18 protein-coding genes and 1 tRNA gene are annotated in these 21,261 nt (G+C 72.6%); 15 read left to right on the top strand and 4 right to left on the bottom strand.

Annotated features, from left to right (window positions below):
* The first annotated feature begins 9 nt into the window (after nt 1-9).
* The gene (locus KY498_RS05435; RefSeq protein ID WP_060959851.1) at nt 10-933 is read left to right on the top strand and encodes a phosphodiesterase; all 924 of its coding nucleotides are present in this window, start codon (nt 10-12) and stop codon (nt 931-933) included.
* Here KY498_RS05435 and KY498_RS05430 read toward each other — a convergent pair.
* Nucleotides 869-2,467, bottom strand: a complete 1,599-nt coding sequence (locus KY498_RS05430) for a stealth conserved region 3 domain-containing protein (RefSeq protein ID WP_191008325.1) — start codon at nt 2,465-2,467, stop codon at nt 869-871. The genes KY498_RS05435 and KY498_RS05430 overlap by 65 nt on opposite strands.
* A gap of 108 nt (nt 2,468-2,575) precedes the next feature.
* On the opposite strand from KY498_RS05430, the gene KY498_RS05425 reads away from it, so the two are divergent.
* Genes KY498_RS05425 through KY498_RS05410 form a run of 4 tightly spaced genes read left to right on the top strand, consistent with a single transcriptional unit; the run spans nt 2,576 to nt 7,760 of the window.
* Nucleotides 2,576-3,640, top strand: a complete 1,065-nt coding sequence (locus KY498_RS05425; protein ID WP_060959839.1) for an aldo/keto reductase — start codon at nt 2,576-2,578, stop codon at nt 3,638-3,640.
* On the top strand, nt 3,637-4,578 hold the full coding sequence (locus KY498_RS05420) for a 4-(cytidine 5'-diphospho)-2-C-methyl-D-erythritol kinase (RefSeq protein ID WP_191008326.1): 942 nt from the start codon (nt 3,637-3,639) through the stop codon (nt 4,576-4,578). Before KY498_RS05425 ends, KY498_RS05420 begins: the two co-directional genes overlap by 4 nt.
* A 38-nt stretch (nt 4,579-4,616) precedes the next feature.
* Nucleotides 4,617-5,930 (top strand): GNAT family N-acetyltransferase, encoded by a 1,314-nt coding sequence (locus tag KY498_RS05415; protein WP_191008327.1) that lies wholly within the window; start codon nt 4,617-4,619, stop codon nt 5,928-5,930.
* A 33-nt stretch (nt 5,931-5,963) separates the two neighbouring features.
* Complete coding sequence (locus tag KY498_RS05410) at nt 5,964-7,760, top strand: ABC-F family ATP-binding cassette domain-containing protein (RefSeq protein ID WP_191008328.1); 1,797 nt, start codon at nt 5,964-5,966, stop codon at nt 7,758-7,760.
* Between the two features lie 95 nt (nt 7,761-7,855).
* On the opposite strand, the gene KY498_RS05405 is transcribed toward KY498_RS05410, so the two are convergent.
* Complete coding sequence (locus tag KY498_RS05405) at nt 7,856-8,353, bottom strand: MarR family winged helix-turn-helix transcriptional regulator (protein ID WP_060959835.1); 498 nt, start codon at nt 8,351-8,353, stop codon at nt 7,856-7,858.
* 95 nt (nt 8,354-8,448) lie between these two features.
* Here KY498_RS05405 and KY498_RS05400 point away from each other — a divergent pair, with 95 nt between their 5' ends.
* The 10 genes from KY498_RS05400 to KY498_RS05355 all read left to right on the top strand — a co-directional run bounded on the left by KY498_RS05400 (nt 8,449) and on the right by KY498_RS05355 (nt 19,123).
* A complete protein-coding gene (locus tag KY498_RS05400) occupies nt 8,449-10,134 on the top strand; it encodes an FAD-dependent oxidoreductase (protein ID WP_191008329.1) in 1,686 nt (561 codons plus the stop codon).
* Nucleotides 10,135-10,174: 40 nt separating this feature from the next.
* Nucleotides 10,175-10,336 carry a hypothetical protein gene (locus tag KY498_RS05395; RefSeq protein WP_167626524.1) on the top strand — a complete coding sequence of 54 codons (162 nt, stop codon included), beginning with the start codon at nt 10,175-10,177 and terminating at the stop codon, nt 10,334-10,336.
* Nucleotides 10,336-10,617 carry a metal-sensitive transcriptional regulator gene (locus KY498_RS05390; RefSeq protein ID WP_191008330.1) on the top strand — a complete coding sequence of 94 codons (282 nt, stop codon included), beginning with the start codon at nt 10,336-10,338 and terminating at the stop codon, nt 10,615-10,617. Before KY498_RS05395 ends, KY498_RS05390 begins: the two co-directional genes overlap by 1 nt.
* Before the next feature lie 75 nt (nt 10,618-10,692).
* Nucleotides 10,693-10,764: transfer RNA gene (locus KY498_RS05385), tRNA-Gln, on the top strand.
* A gap of 1 nt (nt 10,765) precedes the next feature.
* A complete protein-coding gene (gene glmU, locus KY498_RS05380; RefSeq protein WP_191008331.1) occupies nt 10,766-12,238 on the top strand; it encodes a bifunctional UDP-N-acetylglucosamine diphosphorylase/glucosamine-1-phosphate N-acetyltransferase GlmU in 1,473 nt (490 codons plus the stop codon).
* Complete coding sequence (locus KY498_RS05375; RefSeq protein ID WP_060959831.1) at nt 12,213-13,247, top strand: ribose-phosphate diphosphokinase; 1,035 nt, start codon at nt 12,213-12,215, stop codon at nt 13,245-13,247. Before glmU ends, KY498_RS05375 begins: the two co-directional genes overlap by 26 nt.
* A 70-nt stretch (nt 13,248-13,317) precedes the next feature.
* On the top strand, nt 13,318-16,038 hold the full coding sequence (locus tag KY498_RS05370; protein WP_191008332.1) for an HAD-IC family P-type ATPase: 2,721 nt from the start codon (nt 13,318-13,320) through the stop codon (nt 16,036-16,038).
* Nucleotides 16,039-16,173: 135 nt separating this feature from the next.
* On the top strand, nt 16,174-16,674 hold the full coding sequence (locus tag KY498_RS05365; protein WP_060959829.1) for a hypothetical protein: 501 nt from the start codon (nt 16,174-16,176) through the stop codon (nt 16,672-16,674).
* Nucleotides 16,675-16,700: 26 nt separating this feature from the next.
* Complete coding sequence (locus KY498_RS05360; protein WP_191008333.1) at nt 16,701-17,573, top strand: FAD:protein FMN transferase; 873 nt, start codon at nt 16,701-16,703, stop codon at nt 17,571-17,573.
* A complete protein-coding gene (locus KY498_RS05355; protein ID WP_060959828.1) occupies nt 17,573-19,123 on the top strand; it encodes an FAD-dependent oxidoreductase in 1,551 nt (516 codons plus the stop codon). Before KY498_RS05360 ends, KY498_RS05355 begins: the two co-directional genes overlap by 1 nt.
* A gap of 60 nt (nt 19,124-19,183) precedes the next feature.
* On the opposite strand, the gene KY498_RS05350 is transcribed toward KY498_RS05355, so the two are convergent.
* Nucleotides 19,184-19,642, bottom strand: a complete 459-nt coding sequence (locus KY498_RS05350; RefSeq protein ID WP_191008334.1) for a GNAT family N-acetyltransferase — start codon at nt 19,640-19,642, stop codon at nt 19,184-19,186.
* Between the two features lie 71 nt (nt 19,643-19,713).
* Complete coding sequence (locus KY498_RS05345; protein ID WP_191009669.1) at nt 19,714-21,192, bottom strand: cell wall metabolism sensor histidine kinase WalK; 1,479 nt, start codon at nt 21,190-21,192, stop codon at nt 19,714-19,716.
* Nucleotides 21,193-21,261 lie beyond the last annotated feature (69 nt).

The raw sequence follows: 21,261 nt of genomic DNA, 5'->3' as shown, positions 1-21,261 counted from the left end.
ATGACGCGCATGCGAATGGCCGAGCATCCTGCTCCCGAGCGGATCGTGCTTCATCTCAGCGACACCCACCTTCGGGCCGGGGGCTCGCGCATCTGGGACGCCGTCTCGGGCGAGGAGCACCTCGCCCGCGCGCTCGACGGCATCGAGTCCTCGGGCGTGCGGCCCGACGCCATCGTCGTCACCGGCGACCTCGTCGACCTCGGCGAGCGTGCCGCGTACGCGACGCTGCGGGCGATGGTGGAGCCCGTCGCCGCGCGCCTGGAGGCGCCGGTGGTGTGGGTGATGGGAAACCACGACGATCGCGCCGCGTTCCGCGCCGAGCTGTGGGACGATCCGGCCGCCGATCTGCGCCCCGTCGACCGGGTGGACGAGTTCGACGGTCTGCGCATCGTCACCCTCGACACCTCGGTTCCGGGCCACCACTACGGCGAGCTCTCCGACGCCCAGCTCGCGTGGCTGTCCGCCGTGCTGGAGACGCCCGCGCCGCTCGGCACGATCCTGGCGATGCACCACCCGCCCGTTCCCAGCGTGCTCGCGTTGGCGGCGAGCGTCGAGCTGCGCGGTCAGGCGCGTCTGGCCGCCGTCGTCCGCGGCACCGACATCCGTGCCATCATCGCGGGGCACCTGCACTACTCGACGTTCGCGACGTTCGCGGGCATCCCCGTGTCGGTCGCGTCATCCACCTGCTACGCGCAGGATCTCACCGTCCCCGTCGGCGGCACCCGCCCGCAGGACGGGGCCCAGTCGTACAACCTGGTGCACGTCTACGACGACACGGTCGTCCACTCCGTGGTCCCCGTCGACGTCCCCCGCGTGATGGAGTACACCGACCCGGAGGCCGCCCGCCGGCGGCTCGCCGAGGCGGGCATCACGGGCGTCGGCGTGCAGAGGCCGAGCGCCCCGCCGACGCGGCCGTTGTCCGTGCTGCGCTGACCGGCACCTCCCACGGCGCCCGCACCGGGAACATGCGCTCGAGCGTGTCGCGCAGCAGGCGCACGCGCATCTCCTCCGGCACCTCGGTCTCACCGCCGTCGTTGAGGCAGAACATGTCCGCGTCGCGGCGCTCCTCCAGCCGGCGCATCTTGCGCAGCGCGGAGACCATGGTGGTCTGCACGTAGGTCACCCGCGGTGCGGTCGTCGCCACGGCCCGCCCGGTCATGAGGGCGTAGTAGTGGTAGAGGCTGTTGGTGACCGACACGTCGCTCGCCGAGCGGAACCGGGATGCCGCGGTGCGCGCGATGTCCTCGGCGAACTCCCGTTCGAGCTCGGCGGCGATGCTGCGCCTCATCGGCGCGGCGCAGTGCTCGAGGTCGCGCACGATCGAGCGGCCGAAGCGTTCGAGCAGGAGGGCGCGGTTCACGCGCAGGGCGTTGTCGTGCCCGGACCGCTCGCTGCGCGCCGCCCCGGCCCCGATGCGCACGTCGCACTCGACGAACGTCGTGAGCCCGCCCGCGGTGAAGAACATCTCCGGGGCGACGGGACGGCCGAAGAACATGTCGTCGTTCGAGTACAGGAAGTGCTCGGCGAGGCCGTCGATGCGATGCAGCTGCGCCTCGACGGCGTGCGAGTTGTGGGTGGGCAGAACCGACGGGTCGGCGAAGAACTCCTCGCTGCGCACGATCGTGACGCGCGGGTGCTCGGCCAGCCAGGCGGGCTTGGGCGAGTCGGTGGCGATGAAGATCCGTCGCACCCAGGGGGCGTACATGTGCACGCTGCGCAGTGCGTAGCGCAGCTCGTCGACGTGGCGGTAGCGCGCCGGCCCGTCGTCGCCCTCGCCGACCACGTACTCCTCGAGCTGCGCGGCGCGCTGGCGCTGGAACTCGCTGGCCGAGCCGTCGACCCACGAGAAGACCATGTCGATGTCGGCGGTGACCTGATGCGGGCGCGCGTCGAACATGCCCACGACCGTCCTCCAGGAGCGGCCGTGGCGCCACACCGTCGTGGGGGTGAGATCGGATGCCGGGATCACCCGCCGCGTGAGGGCGTTGGCGCGCGGCGCGTGCACGAGCCCGTCCGCTCGGCGCCACGCCTCGAGGCGCACCGACTCCGCCGTCCCGTAGCGCAGCGAGCCGTTGGCGCTGACGCGCGGGCGGTACAGACGCATCCCCCAGACGCCGTCCGGGTCGGGGAGGGGCAGATCCACCGCGAGGCGCGCGGCGGCGCCGGCGGGCTTGGCGTAGAGCGGTTCGTCCGCGCCGGCCGCGGCCAGGGCGCGGACGGCGGCCGGGCCTTCGGCGGCATCCACGACGATCACCGCGCCGCCGTGGTCGTCCTGCGCGAGCATCGGGTCGAGGCCGGCGGCCGCGAGGGCGTCGGCGACGAGGCCGATGTCGGCCGTCCGGGCCATCTCGGGGGTGAGGTCGTCGTGCACGAGGTGGAGGACACCGTCGACCCATCGGAGGTCGTCGCGGGCGAGCAGACCTGACCAGGGGTGCGGATGCGGTGAGAGTGCCTCCAGTGGTGTCACGCAGACCTTCTTTCGTCGCCGGGGAGCCTTCAGCGTACGCGCATGTCGTTTCCTCCGCGTTTCGGCCCCCGGCCGCCGCCGGCGCCCTGCGCTCGATAGCCTGGACGGGTGACCGACACCCCCGAGCGTTTCGCCGCGTCGCGCGGCGGCGACCTGCACCGTCCCTACACCGCGGCCCCCGACCGCTACACCTCCGCCGGCTACCGACAGGTGGGCGCCAGCGGCCTCTACCTCCCCGCGATCTCGCTGGGGCTGTGGTGGAACTTCGGCGACAACGTGCCGTTCGACAATCAGCGCGCGCTGCTGCGCCACGCCTTCGACCGCGGCATCACCCACTTCGACCTCGCCAACAACTACGGCCCGCCGTACGGCAGCGCGGAGACGAACTTCGGCCGCATGATGCGCGAGGACTTCCGGCCCTACCGCGACGAGCTCATCATCTCGTCGAAGGCCGGCTACGACATGTGGGACGGACCCTACGGGCAGTGGGGCTCGCGCAAGTATCTGCTGGCCAGCGCGGAGCAGTCCCTCACGCGGATGTCGCTCGACTACGTCGACATCTTCTACTCGCACCGCTTCGACCCGGTGACGCCCATCGAGGAGACGGTCGCCGCGCTCGACACCCTCGTGCGACAGGGCAAGGCGCTCTACGTCGGCATCTCGTCGTATGAGCCCGAGCAGACCGCGCGGGCCGCCGCCGTCGCGCGTGCGCTCGGCACGCCCCTGATCATCCACCAGCCCGCCTACTCGATCCTCAACCGGTGGATCGAAGACGGTCTGACCGGCGTGCTGCAGCAGGAGGGCATGGGCGCCATCGCGTTCGTCCCCCTGGCACAGGGGCTGCTGACCGATCGCTACCTCGGCGACGGCACCGCGACCCGCTCCCAGGACCGCTCGTCGCTGCCCGGGCGTCGCCTGACCGACTCCGCCCTGGAGGGCCTGCGCGCTCTCGACGTGATCGCTCGTGAGCGCGGGCAGAGCCTCGCGCAGCTGGCTCTGCAGTGGGTGCTGCGCGACGGTGTCGTGGCCTCGGCGCTCATCGGGGCCTCGCGGACCGCGCAGCTCGACGAGAACCTCGCCGCGCTGGACGGGCCCGCCTTCGACGCCGAGGAGCTCGCGCGCATCGACGTGATCGCCGCCGGCATCGGAGAGATCTGGGTGGACGCTTCGTGACCATCGCCGGGCTGGCCGGTCGCCGGGTGCACGCGCGCGCGCCCGGCAAGATCAACATCGCCTTCGACGTCGGCGACGTCCAGCCCGACGGCTACCACGACGTCGCCTCGGTGTACCAGGCCGTGTCGGTGTACGAGGACGTGTGGGCGCGGGTGGCCGACGACTTCACCATCGCCGTCACGGGCGACCTCGATGTGTCCGGCGTCCCCCTCGACGCCACGAACCTCGCCGTCCGCGCGGCGCGCCGCGCCGCCGAGCGGCTGGGCTGGCAGGGCGGCATCCACCTCGACGTCCACAAGGGCGTGCCCGTCGCCGGCGGCATGGGGGGCGGGTCGGCGGATGCCGCGGCCGCCCTCGTCGCCGTCAACGAGCTGCTGGGCGGCGGGCTGACGACGCTCGAGCTGCAGGAGCTCGGTGCGCCCCTCGGCGCGGACGTGCCGTTCGCGGTCCTCGGCGGCACGGCGATCGGAACCGGCCGCGGCGACGAGCTGGCGCCGGCGCTCGCCCGCGGGCGGTTCGACTGGGTGCTCGTGACCAGTGCGGACGGGCTGTCGACGCCGGCGGTCTACGGCGAGCTCGACCGCCTGCGCGACCTGCCCGACATCGCCCCCGATCACGGCGTGCCGTCCGCCGATCCCGTGGTGCTGCAGGCGCTGCGGGCGGGCGACCCCGCGGCGCTCGCCGTCGCCGTCCGCAACGACCTCCAGGATGCCGCGCTGTCGCTGCGGCCCGCACTCGCCGACACCCTGCGCGCCGGACGACGGGCGGGCGCCCTGGCCGGTATCGTCTCGGGGTCGGGGCCCACGGTCGCCTTCCTCGCGGCCGACGAGCGCGCCGCCGTCGAGCTCGCCGCCGACCTCTCGGCCGTCGCGCCGGCCCGTTCGCGTGTGCTGCACGCGCACGGTCCCGTGCCCGGCGCCCGCGTCGTCACGGCCTGAGCGCCGCCATCTCGCACACCCCTCGAACGGAGAGCACCATGACCGATCGTCACCGCCCGCACCACGACGCCTCGCTCGACAGCACCCTGGTCGATGAGCTCGCCGCGCGCGACCTCGTCGTGCGGCGGGTCGACGACGCGCTGCGCACCGAGACCGACCCGTGGCTGGAGGCCGTCTCGCGCGGGTTCCTCGACGGCGAACGCACCGAGACGCAGCGCGAGGCGTTCTTCGCCGGCTCGGCGTACCGTCGCAAGCTCGGCGTCTTCGACGAGACGGCGCCGCAGCCCGAGGTGCCGGTCGCGACCTTCGCGTCGTGGGCCGCAGAGCTCAGTCTCCCCGGCGGGGCGGTGCCCGCCTGCGCGATCAGCTCCGTGACCGTCGCCCCGACCCATCGCCGCCGCGGCATCCTGCGCTCGGTGATGGCGGGCGAGCTGCGCACCGCCGTCGAGCGGGGCCTTCCGGTGGCGATCCTCACCGTCAGCGAGTCGACCATCTACGGCCGCTTCGGCTTCGCCCCCGCGGCGCTGGCCGCGCAGTGGCGGATCGACGCGCGCCGTGCACGGTGGATCGGACCCGACGCCCCCGGACGCATCGACTTCGTCACGCGTGCGCAGGGACGGGAGATCGCCGCGGAGCTGCACGAGCGGGTCCGCGTGCACGCGCCCGGTGAGATCGACATGCCCGGCGGACACTGGGATCGCTTCTTCGGCACGAGAGCGGACGTCGAGAAGGCCGAGCAGCTGCGGGCGGTGCAGTACCGCTCGCCGTCCGGCGACGTCGAGGGCGTCGCCGTGTACCGCGTCACCGAGAACGAGCACGACTTCGCGGCATCCACCGTCGAGATCGGCCTGCTGCTCGCCGCCGGCGACGAGGCGTACGCCGCCCTCTGGCGCTTCTTCCTCACGATGGACCTCATCGGCACGGTGGAGGCCAGCGAGCTGTCGGTCGACGAGCCGCTGTGGTGGATGATCGCCGACCAGCGCGCCGTGACGGTGACGCTGCGCGACCACCACTACACGCGCATCCTGGACGTGCCGGCGGCGCTGTCGGCGCGGGCCTACGACGTCGTCGACACGGTCGTGCTCGACGTCGCCGATCCGCTGGGCATCGCCTCCGGGGTGTTCCTGCTGACGACGGATGCCGACGGCACCGCCGCGGTGGAGCTCGTCGACGAGCCGCCGGTCGGCGTGCCGACGGTCACGCTCGGGGTGGCCGAGCTGTCTGCGCTGCTGCTGGGCGGCGTCTCGCCCGTGACGCTGGCGCGCGCGGGCCGTCTGGTCGCCGACGACGCCCCCGCGCTCGCACGGCTGTTCGCCTCCACGGTGCCGCCGCGGCTGAGCTTCTGGTACTGACCGCCGGGACCTCTCGCGTAGCCTGGAGCGGATATGGCGCATCTGCTCGGGGCTGAGGGCCTCCACCTGGAATTCCCCACGAAGGTCGTCTTCGACGGCGTCTCTCTCGGCGTCGACGAGGGGGATCGCATCGGCATCGTCGGCCGCAACGGCGACGGCAAGTCCAGTCTGATGGCGATGCTCGCGGGGCGTCTGGAGCCGGATGCCGGTCGCGTCACCGTGCGCGGCGGGGTGCGCGTGGGCGTGCTCGATCAGGGCGACACGCTCGACGACGCCCTCACGATCGCCCAGAGCGTCGTCGGCGACCGCGCCGAGCACGACTGGGCGGGCGATGCCGGCGTCCGCGACGTGGTCTCCGGCCTGGTCGGCGACCTCGACTGGGACGGCCCGGTGGTCGGTCTCTCGGGCGGGCAGCGCCGGCGCGTGGCGCTCGCGCGACTGCTCGTCGGCGACTGGGACGTCCTCGCCCTCGACGAGCCCACGAACCACCTCGACGTCGAGGCGGTCGCCTGGCTCGCCGCGCACCTCAAGCGCCGCTGGTCCGCCTCGACGGGGGCGCTGCTGGTCGTCACCCACGACCGGTGGTTCCTCGACGAGGTCTGCACCCGCACGTGGGAGGTGCACGACCGCATCGTCGAGCCGTTCGAGGGCGGCTACGCCGCGTACGTGCTGCAGCGCGTCGAGCGCGACCGCCAGTCGGCGGTCATCGAGCAGCGGCGGCAGAACCTCGCCCGCAAGGAGCTCGCGTGGCTGCGCCGCGGCGCGCCCGCGCGCACGAGCAAGCCCCGCTTCCGCATCGACGCGGCCAACGCCTTGATCGCCGACGTCCCCGAGATCCGCGACGCCGTCCAGCTGCAGTCCCTCGCCGTCTCCCGCCTGGGCAAGGACGTCGTCGACCTGCTGGATGCCGGCGTCGCGTACGACGGGCATCCGGTGCTCACCGACGTCGAGTGGCGCATCGCGCCGGGCGAGCGCACCGGCATCCTCGGCGTCAACGGCGCCGGCAAGTCGACGCTCCTCGGCCTGGTGGCCGGGACGGTCGAGCCCACGAGCGGCCGGGTCAAGCGCGGCAAGACCGTGAAGGTCGCAACGCTCACGCAGCGGATGGACGAGCTGGACCAGTACCGGGACGACCCGGTGCGGGTCGTGATCTCGGGCCTGCGCACGAGCTACACGATCGGCACGGGCTCGAAGGCCGCCGAGCTGACGCCCGGGCAGCTGCTGGAGCGGATGGGTTTCAGCTCCGCCCAACTGTCGACGCCGGTCAAGGATCTCTCCGGCGGGCAGCAGCGTCGGCTGCAGCTGCTGCTGATCCTGCTCGACCAGCCGAACGTGCTCATCCTCGACGAGCCGACGAACGACCTCGACACCGACATGCTCGCCGCCATCGAGGATCTCCTGGACTCGTGGGCGGGGACCCTGCTGGTCGTCAGCCACGATCGCTACTTCCTCGAGCGCGTCACGGACCAGCAGTACGCCGTGCTGGACGGGCGCCTCCGGCACCTGCCCGGCGGCATCGACGAGTACCTGCGCCTGCGCGCCGCGCAGCTGTCCGCACCGGCCGCCGCTCCCGCGGCATCCGGCGCCGCCGCGTCCGGTCCCGCCCTCGCCGGCGCCGACCTGCGCGCAGCCCAGAAAGAGGTGGCCGCCGCGGAGCGGCGCATCCAGAAGCTCACGTCCCAGGTCGATGCCGCGCGCGCGGCACTCGCCGACCACGACCAGGCGGACTACGTCGGCCTGGGGGAGCGGATGCGGGCGATCGGCGAGCTGGAGGCGGAGATCGCCGCGCTGGAGGAGCGCTGGTTCGAGCTGTCCGAGCTTCTCGGCTGACGCCCCGCGACGGCGGAGTTTCGGTCGCTCGTGGCGTCCGAAACTCGCTGGGGCGCCGTTTCGGGCGCTCGAGGCGACCGAAACGCGAGCCTGGGTCAGGCGTCGAAGCCGAGGGAGAGCTTGCGCAGCAGGGCCGCGAGGCGTTCCCGGTCGCCGCGGGAGAGCACGCCGAGCAGCAGGGCCTCCGCGTCGACGAGACGCGTGATGGCGGCATCCACGCGGGTCTTCCCGTCGTCGGTGATCGTGACGAGCACGCTGCGGCCGTCGGCCGGGTCGGCTTCGCGGCGCACGAGACGGCGGCCCACGAGCCGATCGATGCGGTTGGTCATCGTCCCGCTGGAGACGAGGGTCTGCTGCAGCAGCTGCTTCGGGCTCAGCTGATAGGGCTCGCCCGCGCGGCGCAGGGCAGACAGCACGTCCCACTCCCACGGCTCGAGGTCGCTGCGGCGGAACGCCTCACGCCGCGCCCGGTCGAGGTGGCGCGACAGACGGTCGACGCGGGAGAGCACCTCGAGGGGCGAGAAGTCGAGGTCGGGACGCTGGGCACCCCACGCGCCGACGATCCGGTCGACTTCGTCGTGTTCGGTGGCCATGGCTCCATTATCGCGGGAGGCGATCCGCCCGATTTGGCGCGCAATACCCCCGGGGGTATATTCGGGCGAGAACTGAACCTGAAGGGGGAGCACGGATGCGCATCGTGATCGTCGGAGGCGTGGCGGGAGGGATGAGCTGCGCCGCACGCGCGCGCAGGCTCGACGAGTCCGCCGAGATCGTCGTCCTCGAGCGCGGGGAGCACGTCTCCTTCGCCAACTGCGGTCTGCCCTACCTCGTGGGCGGCGAGATCGCCGACCCGTCTGCACTGCTCGTGCAGACGCCCGCGTCGCTGAAGGCCGCGCTGGCCCTGGACGTACGCACCGGACACGACGTGACCCACCTGGATGCCGCGGCCAAGACCGTGACGGTCGTCACCGCGGACGGGGTCGACACGCTCGCCTACGACGCCCTCGTGCTCGCACCGGGCGCGCAGTCGGCGCGCCCGCCGATCGCCGGACTCGACTCCCCTCGCGTGCGGACGCTGCGCACCGTGGAGGATGCCGTGGCGCTGCGCGACCGCGTCGCCGCCGGTGCGCGCCGGGCGGTCGTGCTCGGTGCCGGCTTCATCGGCGTCGAGGCCGCGGAGGCGCTCGCCCAGCGCGGCCTGCACACCACGGTCGTGGAGCTCGCGCCCCACGTCCTCCCTCCGCTGGAGGAGGAGCTCGCGACCCTCGTGAGCGCCGAGCTGCACGCGCTCGGCATCGAGGTGCGCGCCGGTGCGGCCGCGACGGCGATCGAGTCGGGCGTCGACGCCGACGTCGTCGTCCTCGACGACGGATCGCGGCTCGACGCCGATCTGGTGGTGCTCTCGGTCGGGGTCCGGCCCGACACCGCCGTGTTCGAAGAGGCTGGCGTCGCCTGCGGCCGCGGGGCGATGATCGTCGACGACCACGGCCGCACCTCGCTGCCCGACGTCTATGCGGTCGGCGATGCGACCGCGGTGGCCGACGCCGTGACGGGAGCCGTGCGCCCCGTCGCCCTCGCCGGCCCCGCCAACCGGGCGGGCCGCCTCGTGGCCGATGCGATCCTCCGCCCGCACACGGCCCGCGCGATCCCACGACCGGTCGGCACCGCCATCGTGCGCGTCGGCGCGCAGACGGTCGCGCTGACGGGCGCCAACCGTGCCGCACTGGCGGCCGCGGACGTCGAGGTCGACACCGTGCACCTGCACCCGGGCCAGCACGCGGGCTATTTCCCCGGTGCCTCGCAGATCCACCTCGTCGCGCACGTCCGGCGCGACGACGGTCGTCTGATGGGTGCGCAGGCCGTCGGCGCCGACGGCGTCGACAAGCGGATCGACGTGCTCGCCACCGCCATCCGTGCCGGGTGGAGCGTCGAGGACCTCATCGATCTCGATCTGGCCTATGCGCCGCCGTACGGTTCGGCGAAGGATCCCGTGAACCTGCTGGGCATGGTGGGGGAGAACGTGCGCTCCGGCACGCTCCGCCTCTGGTACGCGCAGGAGCTCGAGGAGGTGCTCTCGTCGGCGCTCGTCCTCGACGTCCGGACGCCCGCGGAGCTCGCCGCCGGCCGGCTGCCGGACGTCCTGGCGATCCCGCACACGCAGCTGCGGGCCCGCCTCGACGAGGTCCGCGACGCCGCCGCCGGCCGCCCCGTGCGCGTGATGTGCCAGTCGGGCGTGCGCTCCGCGATCGCGCATCGGGTGCTCGCGCAGGCCGGGTTCGACTCGGCATCCCTCTCCGGCGGCATGCTGACGCTCCGCGCCGTCCTCGGCGACCGCGCGGGCACCCTGCTCGTGACCGATCGCACCGCCGTCTGAACCCCCCCCACACCGACACCGAAAGACGAGGAGACCTCACATGTGCTCTGCCGTGACGTGCACCACCTGCGGAAAGACGACCTGGGCCGGCTGCGGCCAGCACGTGGACCAGGTGATGCGCAACGTCCCCGCCGCGCAGCGCTGCGCCGGACACGAGACCGACAGCGGATCGGGCTTCTTCTCCCGACTGTTCTCGCGCTGATGGCGACCTCGACGCACGACCCCGCCGCCCAGCGCAAGATCGCCAACCGGCTGCGCCGCGCCCGCGGGCAGCTGGACGCCGTGATCGCGGCCGTGGAGGAGGGGCGGCCGTGTCGCGACGTCGTCATGCAGCTGGCGGCCGTCTCCCACGCCCTGGACCGCGCGGGCTTCGCGATCGTGTCGACCGCGCTGCGCGAATGCCTCGCCGATCCGGCCGCCGCCGAGATCGAGGACGGCCTCACGACGGAGGAGCTGGAGAAGCTCTTCCTCATGCTCGCCTGACGGCCGATCGATGCGGTCTTCGGCGCCGGAGACTGGCAGACTGGACCGGCATACCCGCCGACTCGCGGGGTGCGGTCCGCCGTGGTGTAACGGCAGCACGACAGCCTTTGGAGCTGTGAGGTTCAGGTTCGAATCCTGGCGGCGGAGCATGACAGAGAACACGTGGGATGCGTCCCTGGCCGTCGTGATCCTCGCCGCCGGGCAGGGGACGCGCATGCGATCCGCGCTTCCGAAGGTGCTGCATCGCATCGGCGGGCGCCCGCTCGTGGGCCATGTCCTCGACACGGCGCGCGACCTCTCCGCCGCGCACGTGCTGGTCGTCGTCCGGCACGAGCGCGACCTGGTCGCCGACGCCGTCACCGGCATCTCACCCGAGGTCGTCGTCGTCGATCAGGACGACGTCCCCGGGACGGGCCGCGCGGTCGAGGTCGCGCTGGCCGCGGTGCCGGCCTTCGACGGCGACGTCCTGGTGCTCTCGGGCGACGTCCCGCTGCTGGACGCGCCGACTCTCAGCGCCCTCGTCCGCGATCACCGCGACTCGGGGGCCAGCGCGACGCTGCTGTCGGCGGTGCTCGACGACGCGACCGGCTACGGCCGCGTCATCCGCGCGACCGACGGCACCGTCGAGCGCATCGTCGAGCAGAAGGACGCGACGGCGGCCGAGGCGGCCGTGACCGAGATCAACGCCGGCGTCTACGTCTTCCGCTCCGCCGCCCTCCGCAGGCATCTGGCGCGCGTGGGCACCGACAACGCGCAGGGCGAGAAGTACCTCACCGACGTCATCGGGCTCGCCCGTGCCGCCGGGGAGCCGGTGGTCGCCTCGATCGTGGCGGACGTCGCCCTCACGCTCGGCGTCAACGATCGCGCCCAGCTCGCCGAGGCGGGGCGGCTGCTCAACGCCCGCACCGTGCGCCGCTGGCAGCTCGAGGGGGCGACCATCCAGGACCCGGCGACGACGTGGATCGACGTGACGGCGACCCTCGCACCCGACGTCACCGTGCTGCCGAACACCCACATCCTGCGGGCGACGGCGGTGGCCGCGGGCGCCACGATCGGCCCGGACACGACGCTGGAGGACTGCGAGGTCGGCGAGAACGCGGTCGTGCGCCGCGCCGACGCGACGCTCGCCGTGATCGGCGCGGGCGCCACGGTCGGCCCCTTCGCCTACCTCCGACCCGGCACCGTGCTGGCCGCCGGCGGTAAGATCGGCACCTTCGTCGAGACCAAGAACTCCATCATCGGCGAGGGCAGCAAGGTGCCGCACCTGTCCTACATCGGCGACACGACCATCGGTCGCGGGGTGAACCTCGGCGCCGGCGCGATCACGGCCAACTACGACGACATCGCCAAGCACCGCACCGAGATCGGTGACGAGGTGCACTCCGGCTCGCACAACGTGTTCGTCGCGCCCGTTAGGATCGGAGACGGCGCCAAGACCGGAGCCGGCGCGGTGATCCGCAAGGATGTCCCGCCCGGAGCCCTCGCCTTGAGCGTTGCCCCTCAGCGCAACGTCGAGGGGTGGGTTGAGAACCACCGACCGGGAACGGCCGCGGCGGCAGCTGCCGCGCAGTCCCGGTCTGCACAGGAAGCGGACGATGGCGCGCAAGAAGCACACGGTTGATCTGGACGTCGAGCGCGGGATCGCCCCGGGACTCGTCGCCAAGACCAAGAAGCGTCTGGTCGTCGCGAGCGGAAGCTCCCACCCGACCCTGTCCCACGACGTCGCCGCGGCCCTCGGCACCGAGCTCGTCCCGACCGAGCACCGCACGTTCGCGTCGGGGGAGATCCTGACGCGGTTCGAGGTGTCGATCCGCGGATGCGACGCGTTCATCATCCAGTCCTTCGGGCCTCCCGTGAACGAGTGGCTCATGGAGCTGCTGATCATGCTGGATGCCGCCAAGCGGGCATCCGCCAAGCGCATCACGGTCGTCGCGCCCTACTACCCGTACTCGCGCCAGGACAAGAAGGGACGCGGCCGCGAGCCGATCAGCGCCCGTCTCGTCGCCGACCTGCTGAAGACGGCGGGCGCCGACCGGGTCATGAGCGTCGACCTGCACGCCGCGCAGATCCAGGGGTTCTTCGACGGCCCCGTCGACCACCTGTTCGCCAAGCCCGTGCTGCTCGACTACTTCCAGAAGAGCCTGTCGCCGGAGGACCGCGAGAAGCTGACCGTCGTCTCGCCCGACACCGGACGTGTGCGCGTCGCCGACCAGTGGTCGGACTCGCTGGGGGCGCCGCTGGCGATCATCCACAAGCGGCGCGATCCGAACGTGGCCAACCAGGTGACGGTCAACGAGATCGTCGGACATGTCGAGGGTCGCGTCTGCCTGCTGGTGGACGACATGATCGACACCGGCGGGACGATCGTGAAGGCCGCCCAGGCGCTCAAGGCGAACGGCGCCGAGCGCGTCATCGTCGCCGCCACGCACGCCGTGTTCAGCGACCCCGCCACGCAGCGCCTGCAGGATGCCGCCATCGACGAGGTCGTCGTCACCGACACGATCCCGCTGCCCCCCGAGAAGCGTTTCCCGGGACTGACGATCCTGCCGATCGCCCCGCTGCTCGCGCGCGCGATCAAGGAGGTCTTCGAGGACGGCTCCGTCACGAGCATGTTCGACGGCGCCGCCTGAGTCGGCATCCGCCGTGTTTTCCCCCGCCGCGCGGACGGCGAGTCGGGCGCGCACCTTCTAGGATCGCGCTATGACCCTTCCCACCGTCGACGCCGAGTTCACCGTCGCAGGCCCGCACGCACGTGAGGTCGACGAGGTGCGGCGCGCGCTGCGCGTCGACGACGCCGGCCTGACCACGTCCGAAGCGACGTCGCGACTCGACGTCGTCGGGCCGAACCTCCTGCCCGAGCCCCAGCGGACCCCCGCGTGGCTCCGTTTCCTGTCGCATTTCAACGACACGCTCATCTACATCCTGCTCGCCGCCGCCGCCATCAAGGCGGTGATGGGCGACTGGCTGGACTTCTGGGTGATCATGGCGGTCGCGATCATCAACGCCGTCATCGGCTACGTGCAGGAGGGGCGCGCCGAGAAGGCCTTGGCGGGCATCCGCGGCATGCTCTCGTCCGATGCGACCGTGCGTCGCGACGGCCGGTGGGCGACGGTGCCGGCGGCCGATCTCGTGCCGGGCGATCTCGTGCGACTCATGCCGGGCGACAAGGTCCCCGCCGACGTGCGGCTGGCGGAGGCGACCCAGCTGCGGATCGACGAGGCGGCGCTGACCGGGGAGTCGGTGTCGTCGTCGAAGGACCGCGCCCCCGTCGCCGGCGACGCCGGCGTGGGCGACCGCTCGTCGATGGCCTTCTCCGGGACCATCGTGACGGCCGGACAGGGCCTCGGCATCGTGACGGGCACGGGCTCGTCCACCGAGATCGGCAAGATCCAGGCGCTCGTCGGCGACGCCGGATCGCTCGACACGCCGCTCACCACCCAGCTGAACGCCTTCGGCCGCAAGCTCACGCTGGTGATCCTCGGCATGGCGCTGACGATGATGGTCATCGGCCGCTACCTCCACCAGATGCCGCTGCCCGAGCTGGTGTCGGCGACCATCGGCTTCGCCGTCGCCGCGATCCCCGAGGGCCTGCCCGCCCTCGTCACCATCACGCTGGCGATCGGCGTGCAGCAGATGGCGCGGCGCCACGCGATCACGCGCAAGCTCCCCGCGGTGGAGGCCCTCGGGTCGGTGACCACCGTGTGCTCCGACAAGACCGGCACGCTCACCAAGAACGAGATGACCGTCCGCACGATCGTCACGCCCGTCGCACGTTACGAGGTGTCCGGCCTCGGCTACGACCCCGCCGGCGACATCGCGCCGGCCGGCGGCGCCGATCTCGCGGCCCTCCTCGCCGTCGCCGACCTGTGCAACGACGCGTCCCTCGAGCGCGTCTCCGCGGGAGCGGATGCCGAGCGGGCCGGCGCCGCCGGCTGGGCGCTGGTCGGAGAGCCCACCGAGGGCGCGCTGAAGGTCGTCGCGATGAAGGGGGGAGCGGACACCGCCGGCACGCGCCGTATCGGCGTCGTGCCCTTCGACTCGGCCCACAAGTTCATGGCGACCCTCAACGAGAGCGCCGACGGCTCGCGCGCGATCCTGGTCAAGGGCGCGCCCGACCGCCTCCTGGACCGCGCGCTGACCCAGCGCGGGGCCGACGGCTCGGAGCCGCTCGACCGCGGCTTCTGGGAGCGGGCGGTCGACGAGCTCAGCGGGCAGGGCCTGCGCGTGCTCGCCGCCGCACGCAAGCCCACCCGCGCCACCACCCTCGAGGTCGACGACCTCCAGGACCTGGAGCTCCTCGGGTTGTGGGGCATCGTCGACCCGCCGCGTCCCGAGGCCATCGCCGCCATCGCCGACTGCCATGCCGCCGGCATCCGCGTGAAGATGATCACCGGTGACCACGCCGGCACCGCCCGTGCGATCAGCCGCGAGATGGGTCTGGTCGCCGACGAGGACGCCCCGGTGCTGACCGGCGCCGAGCTGGAGGCGCTCAGCCAGGAGCAGCTGAAGGCCGTCGTGCGCGGGGTCGACGTGTTCGCCCGCACGAGTCCCGAGCACAAGATCCGTATCGTCCGCGCCCTGCAGTCGCACGGCGAGGTCGTCGCGATGACCGGCGACGGCGTCAACGACGCTCCCGCGCTCACCCGTGCCGACGTCGGCATCGCGATGGGCATCAAGGGCACCGAGGCGACGAAGGAGGCCGCCGAGATCGTCCTGGCCGACGACAACTTCGCGACGATCCGCAGCGCCATCGCCGAGGGACGGCGCATCTACGACAACCTCCGCAAGTCGGTCGTCTTCCTGCTGCCGACCAACGGCGCGCAGTCGCTGGTGATCCTCGTCGCCGTGCTGTTCGGCCTGACCCTCCCGCTGACACCCGTCCAGGTGCTGTGGGTGAACATGGTGACCGCCGTCACCCTGTCGCTCGCGCTCGCCTACGAGCCGGCCGAGCGCGGGATCATGACCCGTCCGCCGCGCGCCACGGGCGGATCCATCGTGTCGGCCCGAGAGCTCGGTTTCGTGCTCTCGGTGTCGCTGCTGATCGGCGGCGCGACGCTCGCGGTCTTCGCCCTCTCGCTCGCGCGCGGCTCGGACGTCGACGTCGCGCGCACGGAGGCCGTCGCGATGCTCGCGTTCGGTCAGCTGGCGTTCCTGCTCAACTGCCGCTTCCTCGGGCGATCGAGCCTCACGGTGGACGTCCTGCGCGGCAACCCGGTCATCTGGTGGTCGGCGCTCGCTCTCATCGTGCTCCAGGTGCTGTACACCTACCTGCCGTTCCTCAATGGGCTGTTCGGCTCCGAACCCCTGGATGCGGTGGGCTGGATCCTCCCGGTCGGCATGTCGGTCGCGGTGTTCTTCGCGGTGGAAGGGCTCAAGGCGCTGCGGCGTCGGTCGGGCCCGGGCGTCGCGGCGGTGCGCTGAGTGCGCGCGTCTTTCAATGCGAATGCATAGGCAACGCCTGGCAGACGCCAACCCGGCCCCCGCTACCGTGGAACTGCCACCGCGATGCGCCCCCGTGCATCTGAAGCGGCAGGGCACGACAGAAGGAGGACCATCATGATCCGCACCACCGCCGTACCCCGTTCCGTCCGCGCCGGCGCCGCCGCCGCGTCCGTCCTCGGCATGGTCGCCCTCGCGGGCTGCTCGGCCACGACGACGGCCGACGCGACGGCCAGCTCCACGCCGGAGAAGACGACCGCCGCCACGGCATCCGCGACGCCCTCGTCGACCGCCGCGGCGGAGTCGACCGCGTCCACCAGCGTCTACAAGGACGGCACGTACACCGCGGACGGCTCCTACTCGACCCCCGAGTCCGTCGAGACCATCTCGGTCACCGTCACCCTGGCCGACGACGTCATCACGAGCGTCGAGGTGTCGGGCAACCCCACCAAGCGCGAGTCGGAGCAGTACCAGAGCCAGTTCATCGGCGGGATCAGCAGCGAGGTCGTCGGCAAGAACATCGACGAGATCTCGGTGTCGCGCGTCGCGGGATCGTCGCTCACGAGCGGCGGGTTCAACACGGCCATCGCGGAGATCAAGTCCGAAGCGAAGGCGTGACGGCGACGCCGCCGCGCGGAGGCGACATGCTCGAGCGGGCCCGGTGGGAGTTCGAGGCGATCGGCACGCGGTGGCGGATCGACACGTCGGCGCCGCTCGCACCGGCTCTCCGCACCGCGGTGAGCGCGCTCGTCGACGACTTCGACCGGACCTGGTCCCGGTTCCGTCCGGATGCGCGGATCGCGCCCCTCGCATCGGAGCCCGGCGCGATCCCGGCTCCCGCCGACGCCGCCGCGATGCTCGAGCTGTACGGCGCGCTCAGCGAGTCCACCGAAGGGGCGGTCAACCCCCTCGTGGGCGACGCGCTCGCGCGCCGCGGCTACGACGCCCGCTACGGCCTCGTCGATCGCGGCGCGCAGTCGGCGCCGGCACGCTGGCGGGAACTGCTGACGTGGACCGACGGGACCCTGACGCTGCGGGAGGCCGCCACGATCGACGTCGGGGCGCTCGGGAAGGGACGCCTGGTCGATCTGGTGCTCGCGACCCTCGCCCCCCGCACCGACGGAGACGTCACGGTCGACGCGGGCGGCGACATCGCCCTCCGCGGCAGCGAGACCATCGCCCTGGAGCATCCCTTCGACGCGGCGCGTGCGATCGGCGTGTGGCAGGTGACGGATGCGGCCCTGTGCGCGTCGGCGACGCAGCGCCGCGCGTGGCCGGGCGCGGACGGCGGCGGCCTGCACCACGTCCTGGACGCCCGCACGGGGGAGCCGGTGCGGACGATCGCCGCCACGTGGGCGGTGGCGCCCGACGCGATGACCGCGGATGCCGCGGCGACCGCGCTCTTCTTCGACGGCGGACCGCGTTTCGCCCATGCCCACGGCGTCGCGTGGGTCCGCATGACCACCGACGGCCGCGTGGAGTGGTCGCCCGACAGTAAGGCAGAGTTGTTCCTGTGATGACCTCGCTGACCGCCGCCTGGAACCGCACCCTCGCGGTGCTCGGCCGCGTCTCCATGTACCGACTGGTCGTGCTCGCCCTCGCGGTGCTCGCGGCGATCTCGTTCGTGCTGTCGTTGTTCGGCGCGGTGGGGCCGTCGCCGTGGGAGCTGCTCGCTACCGTCGCCGTCCTCGCGCTGGCGTGTGCGGGCACGGATGCCGTCGCGCACCGCTTCCTCGGCAAGGACTGGCGCTGGGAGTCCTCCCTCATCACCGCGCTCATCCTGCTGTTCGTGCTCCGGCCCACGGTCGAGCCGCTGGGACTCGTGGGCGTCGTCGTGGCGGGCGTGGTGGCCTCGGCATCCAAGTACCTGCTGGTGTGGCAGGGGCGACACATCTTCAACCCGGCCGCCGTCGGCGCCACCGTCCTCACGATCCTCAGCGTCTGGCTTCCGGACCTCGGCGCCTCGGCCTGGTGGGTGGGATCCCCGTTCCTCGCCGGCCCGGTGATCCTGCTCGGGCTGGTGGTGCTCGTGCGCACCGAGAAGGTGCGCATCATCACGCTGTTCCTGCTGATCGCGGTCGCGGTCGCGTTCGTGCGCACATCGGTGCAGTATCAGCAGGCGGGACTCGCCCTCGACACCGGCACCGTCTTCTGGAACATCCTGTGGTCGTCGCCGTTCCTGTTCCTCGGCGCCTTCATGCTGTCCGAGCCGCTCACCCTCCCGCCCCGTCGCTGGCAGCAGTTCGCCGTGGCGGCGCTCGTGGGCGTGCTGGCCGGCTGGCCCATCGACATCGGCGACGTCAGCCTCGGCCAGGAGCGCGCGCTGCTCATCGGCAACCTCCTCGCGTTCGCCTTCGCCGCCCGCACGGCCGTCCGCCTCACGTTCCAGGACCGCGTGGCGCTGACCCCGACGGTGCGCGAGCTCTCGTTCCGTGCCGAGCGGCGCTTCCGCTTCGTGTCGGGGCAGTACCTCGAGCTCGAGGTGCCGCACCCGCGCCCCGACGCGCGCGGCACCCGGCGGGAGTTCAGCATCGTCTCCGCCCCCGAAGAGCTCCCGGAGGTGCGCATCGCACTGCGGGAGGGATCGCAGTCCAGCTACAAGAAGGCGCTCGCCCTCGTCGAGCCCGGCCAGAGGCTCGCCGTCACCGGCGTCTGGGGCGATTTCGTCCTGCCGGCGCGGCCGTCCGCCCCCGTCCTGATGGTCGCCGCGGGCATCGGCGTGACGCCGTTCGTGTCCCAGCTGCGTCACCTGCGCCTGTCCGGCGAGGACCGCGACGTCGTCTTCGTCTACGTCGCCTCGGATGCCGAGGAGCTCGCGTTCCGCAGCGACCTGGAGGATGCCGGCATCCCCGTGATCGTCTTCACGCGCAACGAGCCCTCCACCCTGCCGCCGCACTGGCGCTGGGCACGCGGCGTCCGACTCGACGCCGACGGCCTGCTCGAGGTGGTTCCCGACCTCGCTGCGCGCCATGCCTACATCTCGGGGCCGCCGCGTCTCATCGCCGATCTCGCGCCCGCGCTCGAGAAGGCGCGCTCCCTGACGACGGACGCCTTCTCCGGCTACTGAGCCCCGGCCGCGACCCGGCCGCCCCGTCTCGGGCGGGTACGTGAGCCGCCCGCGCGCGGGTCAGCCCGCGGCGAGCGGGCGCGACCAGGCGACCTCTCGGCTCAGCCGTCCGGTCTGCTGGAACATACGCACCTGATGGGTGTCCGCAAACGTCGCGACGAGCTCGTCGCGGTCGGCCGGCTCGAAGCCCAGGCTCTGCCAGAACGGGCCCGACCGGCGGCTGAAGAGCCACGCCCTCCGGGCGCCCTCCGCGACGGCACGCTCGAGCGCGAAGCGCGCCAGCGCGGTGCCGCGACCACGGGAACGCCGCGTCGGGCCGACGGCGACGCTGCGGATCAGCGCATGACGGCCGTCGCCGCTGATCTCGTAGCCGACGCTGCCGACGATCGCACCCGTCCCGTCGCGTTCGAGCCACAATCGCACGCTCGGTGCGTCCAGTCCGCTCAGCGTGAGGTCCACCGCTGTGAGGAAGGCCGTCAGCGCCTCGACATCAGCCGCGCGGCACCGCTCGAGATCCACGCACTAAGTCAACCAGTCGTGACCGTGAGGAGGCGAACCGGGATGCCGGCCGCCGCTCGCGGATGTCGCCGTCAGGCGGCGTCGACGGCGGTCGAGGCGCCCTCCGCCCCGGGGGTGGCGGGCCGCGCCGGCAGGCGCACCTCGAACACCGTCCGGCCCGGCACGCTGTCGACCGTGATCGTGCCGTGATGGGCCGTCACGATCGCCTGCGCGATCGAGAGTCCCAGCCCCGTCCCGCCCGTCTGCCGGGCGCGTGAGGTGTCGGCGCGCGAGAACCTCTCGAACAGCTCTCCCGCGATCTCCGGGGCGATGCCGGGGCCGTCGTCGGCGACCTGCACGACGGCCTCGCCGTCGACGAGCGCGATGGATGCGGTGACGGTGGTGCCGGCGGGGGTGTGGACGCGCGCGTTGGTCAGGAGGTTCGCGATCACCTGGTGCAGGCGCATGGCGTCGCCGGCGACGACCACGGGTTCCTCCGTGGCATCGAGCTGCCACTGGTGCTCGGGACCGGCCACCTGCGCGTCGGCGACGCCGTCCAGCACGACACGTGTCAGATCGACCGCGCCGTAGACGAGCTCCTTGCCCTCGTCCAGGCGCGCGAGCAGCAGGAGATCCTCGACCAGGGCCGTCATCCGCAGAGACGCCGACTGGATGCGCTCCAGGCTGTGCTCCGACTGTTCGGCGCTGACGGCGACCTGCGTCGCGGTCGCGGCGTCGCCGGCCGCCTGGACCGTCCGCAGGGAGCGCAGCGACAGCTCGGAGTACCCGCGGATGGCGGCGAGCGGGGTGCGCAGCTCATGGCTCGCGTCGGCGACGAAGGCGCGCATGCGCTCCTCGTTGCGCTGGCGCGCGGTCAGCGAGACGTCGACGTGATCGAGCAGCGAGTTCAACGCCGCGCCGACCCGACCGATCTCGTCGCTCGCATCGGCCTCGGTCGCCGGGACGCGCTCGGTGATGGTCACGTCGCCCGAGTCCAGTCGCTGGGCCGCCACCCGGGTGGCGGTCGCCGCGACGGCGCGCAGCGGTCGCAGCGAGTGTCGGATCACGATCGCGATGACCGCCGCCAGCAGGAGCAGGCCGCCCGTCGTGACCAGGGCGACGGTCGTGAGGATCTGGGCGATCGTCGAGCTGATGGACGACAGCGGCAGCCCGACGGCGATGACGTAGTTGTTGCCGGCGCGGGTCGTGAACAGCCGGTAGGCGCCGAGGTCGTCGACGGTGGCGGTCGTCGCGGGAGAGGTGTCGAAGGCGGTCACGATCTGCTGCACCTGGGCGTCGGTGAGCTGGTTGACGGTGTTGCCGTCGAGGTAGGCCCCGTCGAGGGCAGTGGGGGAGCGCACGACCAGCAGGACGCCGGGGGTGCGCACGCGGGCGTCCTGGAGGACGCTCAGCGCCGTCTCGACCGAGCCGTAGTCGGAGTGCGGGCCGACCAGCTGCGCACTCACGCTGCCGGCGGCGTCGCGCACCTGGGTGTCGAGCTGACCGGACAGGATGTTGCCGAGCAGCGCGCTCGTGGCCAGGCCGATCATCGCGAGGATGAGGGTCACCATGCCGACGACGGCCGTGATCAGGCGGGTCTGCAGGCTCCAGCGCCGGCGCACGTGACGCCCGGGGGATGA

Source organism: Microbacterium sp. PAMC21962 (genome assembly GCF_019443465.1).
In the GTDB taxonomy this organism is placed as follows: Bacteria; Actinomycetota; Actinomycetes; order Actinomycetales; family Microbacteriaceae; genus Microbacterium; species Microbacterium hominis.
This window is presented reverse-complemented; position numbering and strand designations above follow the sequence as displayed.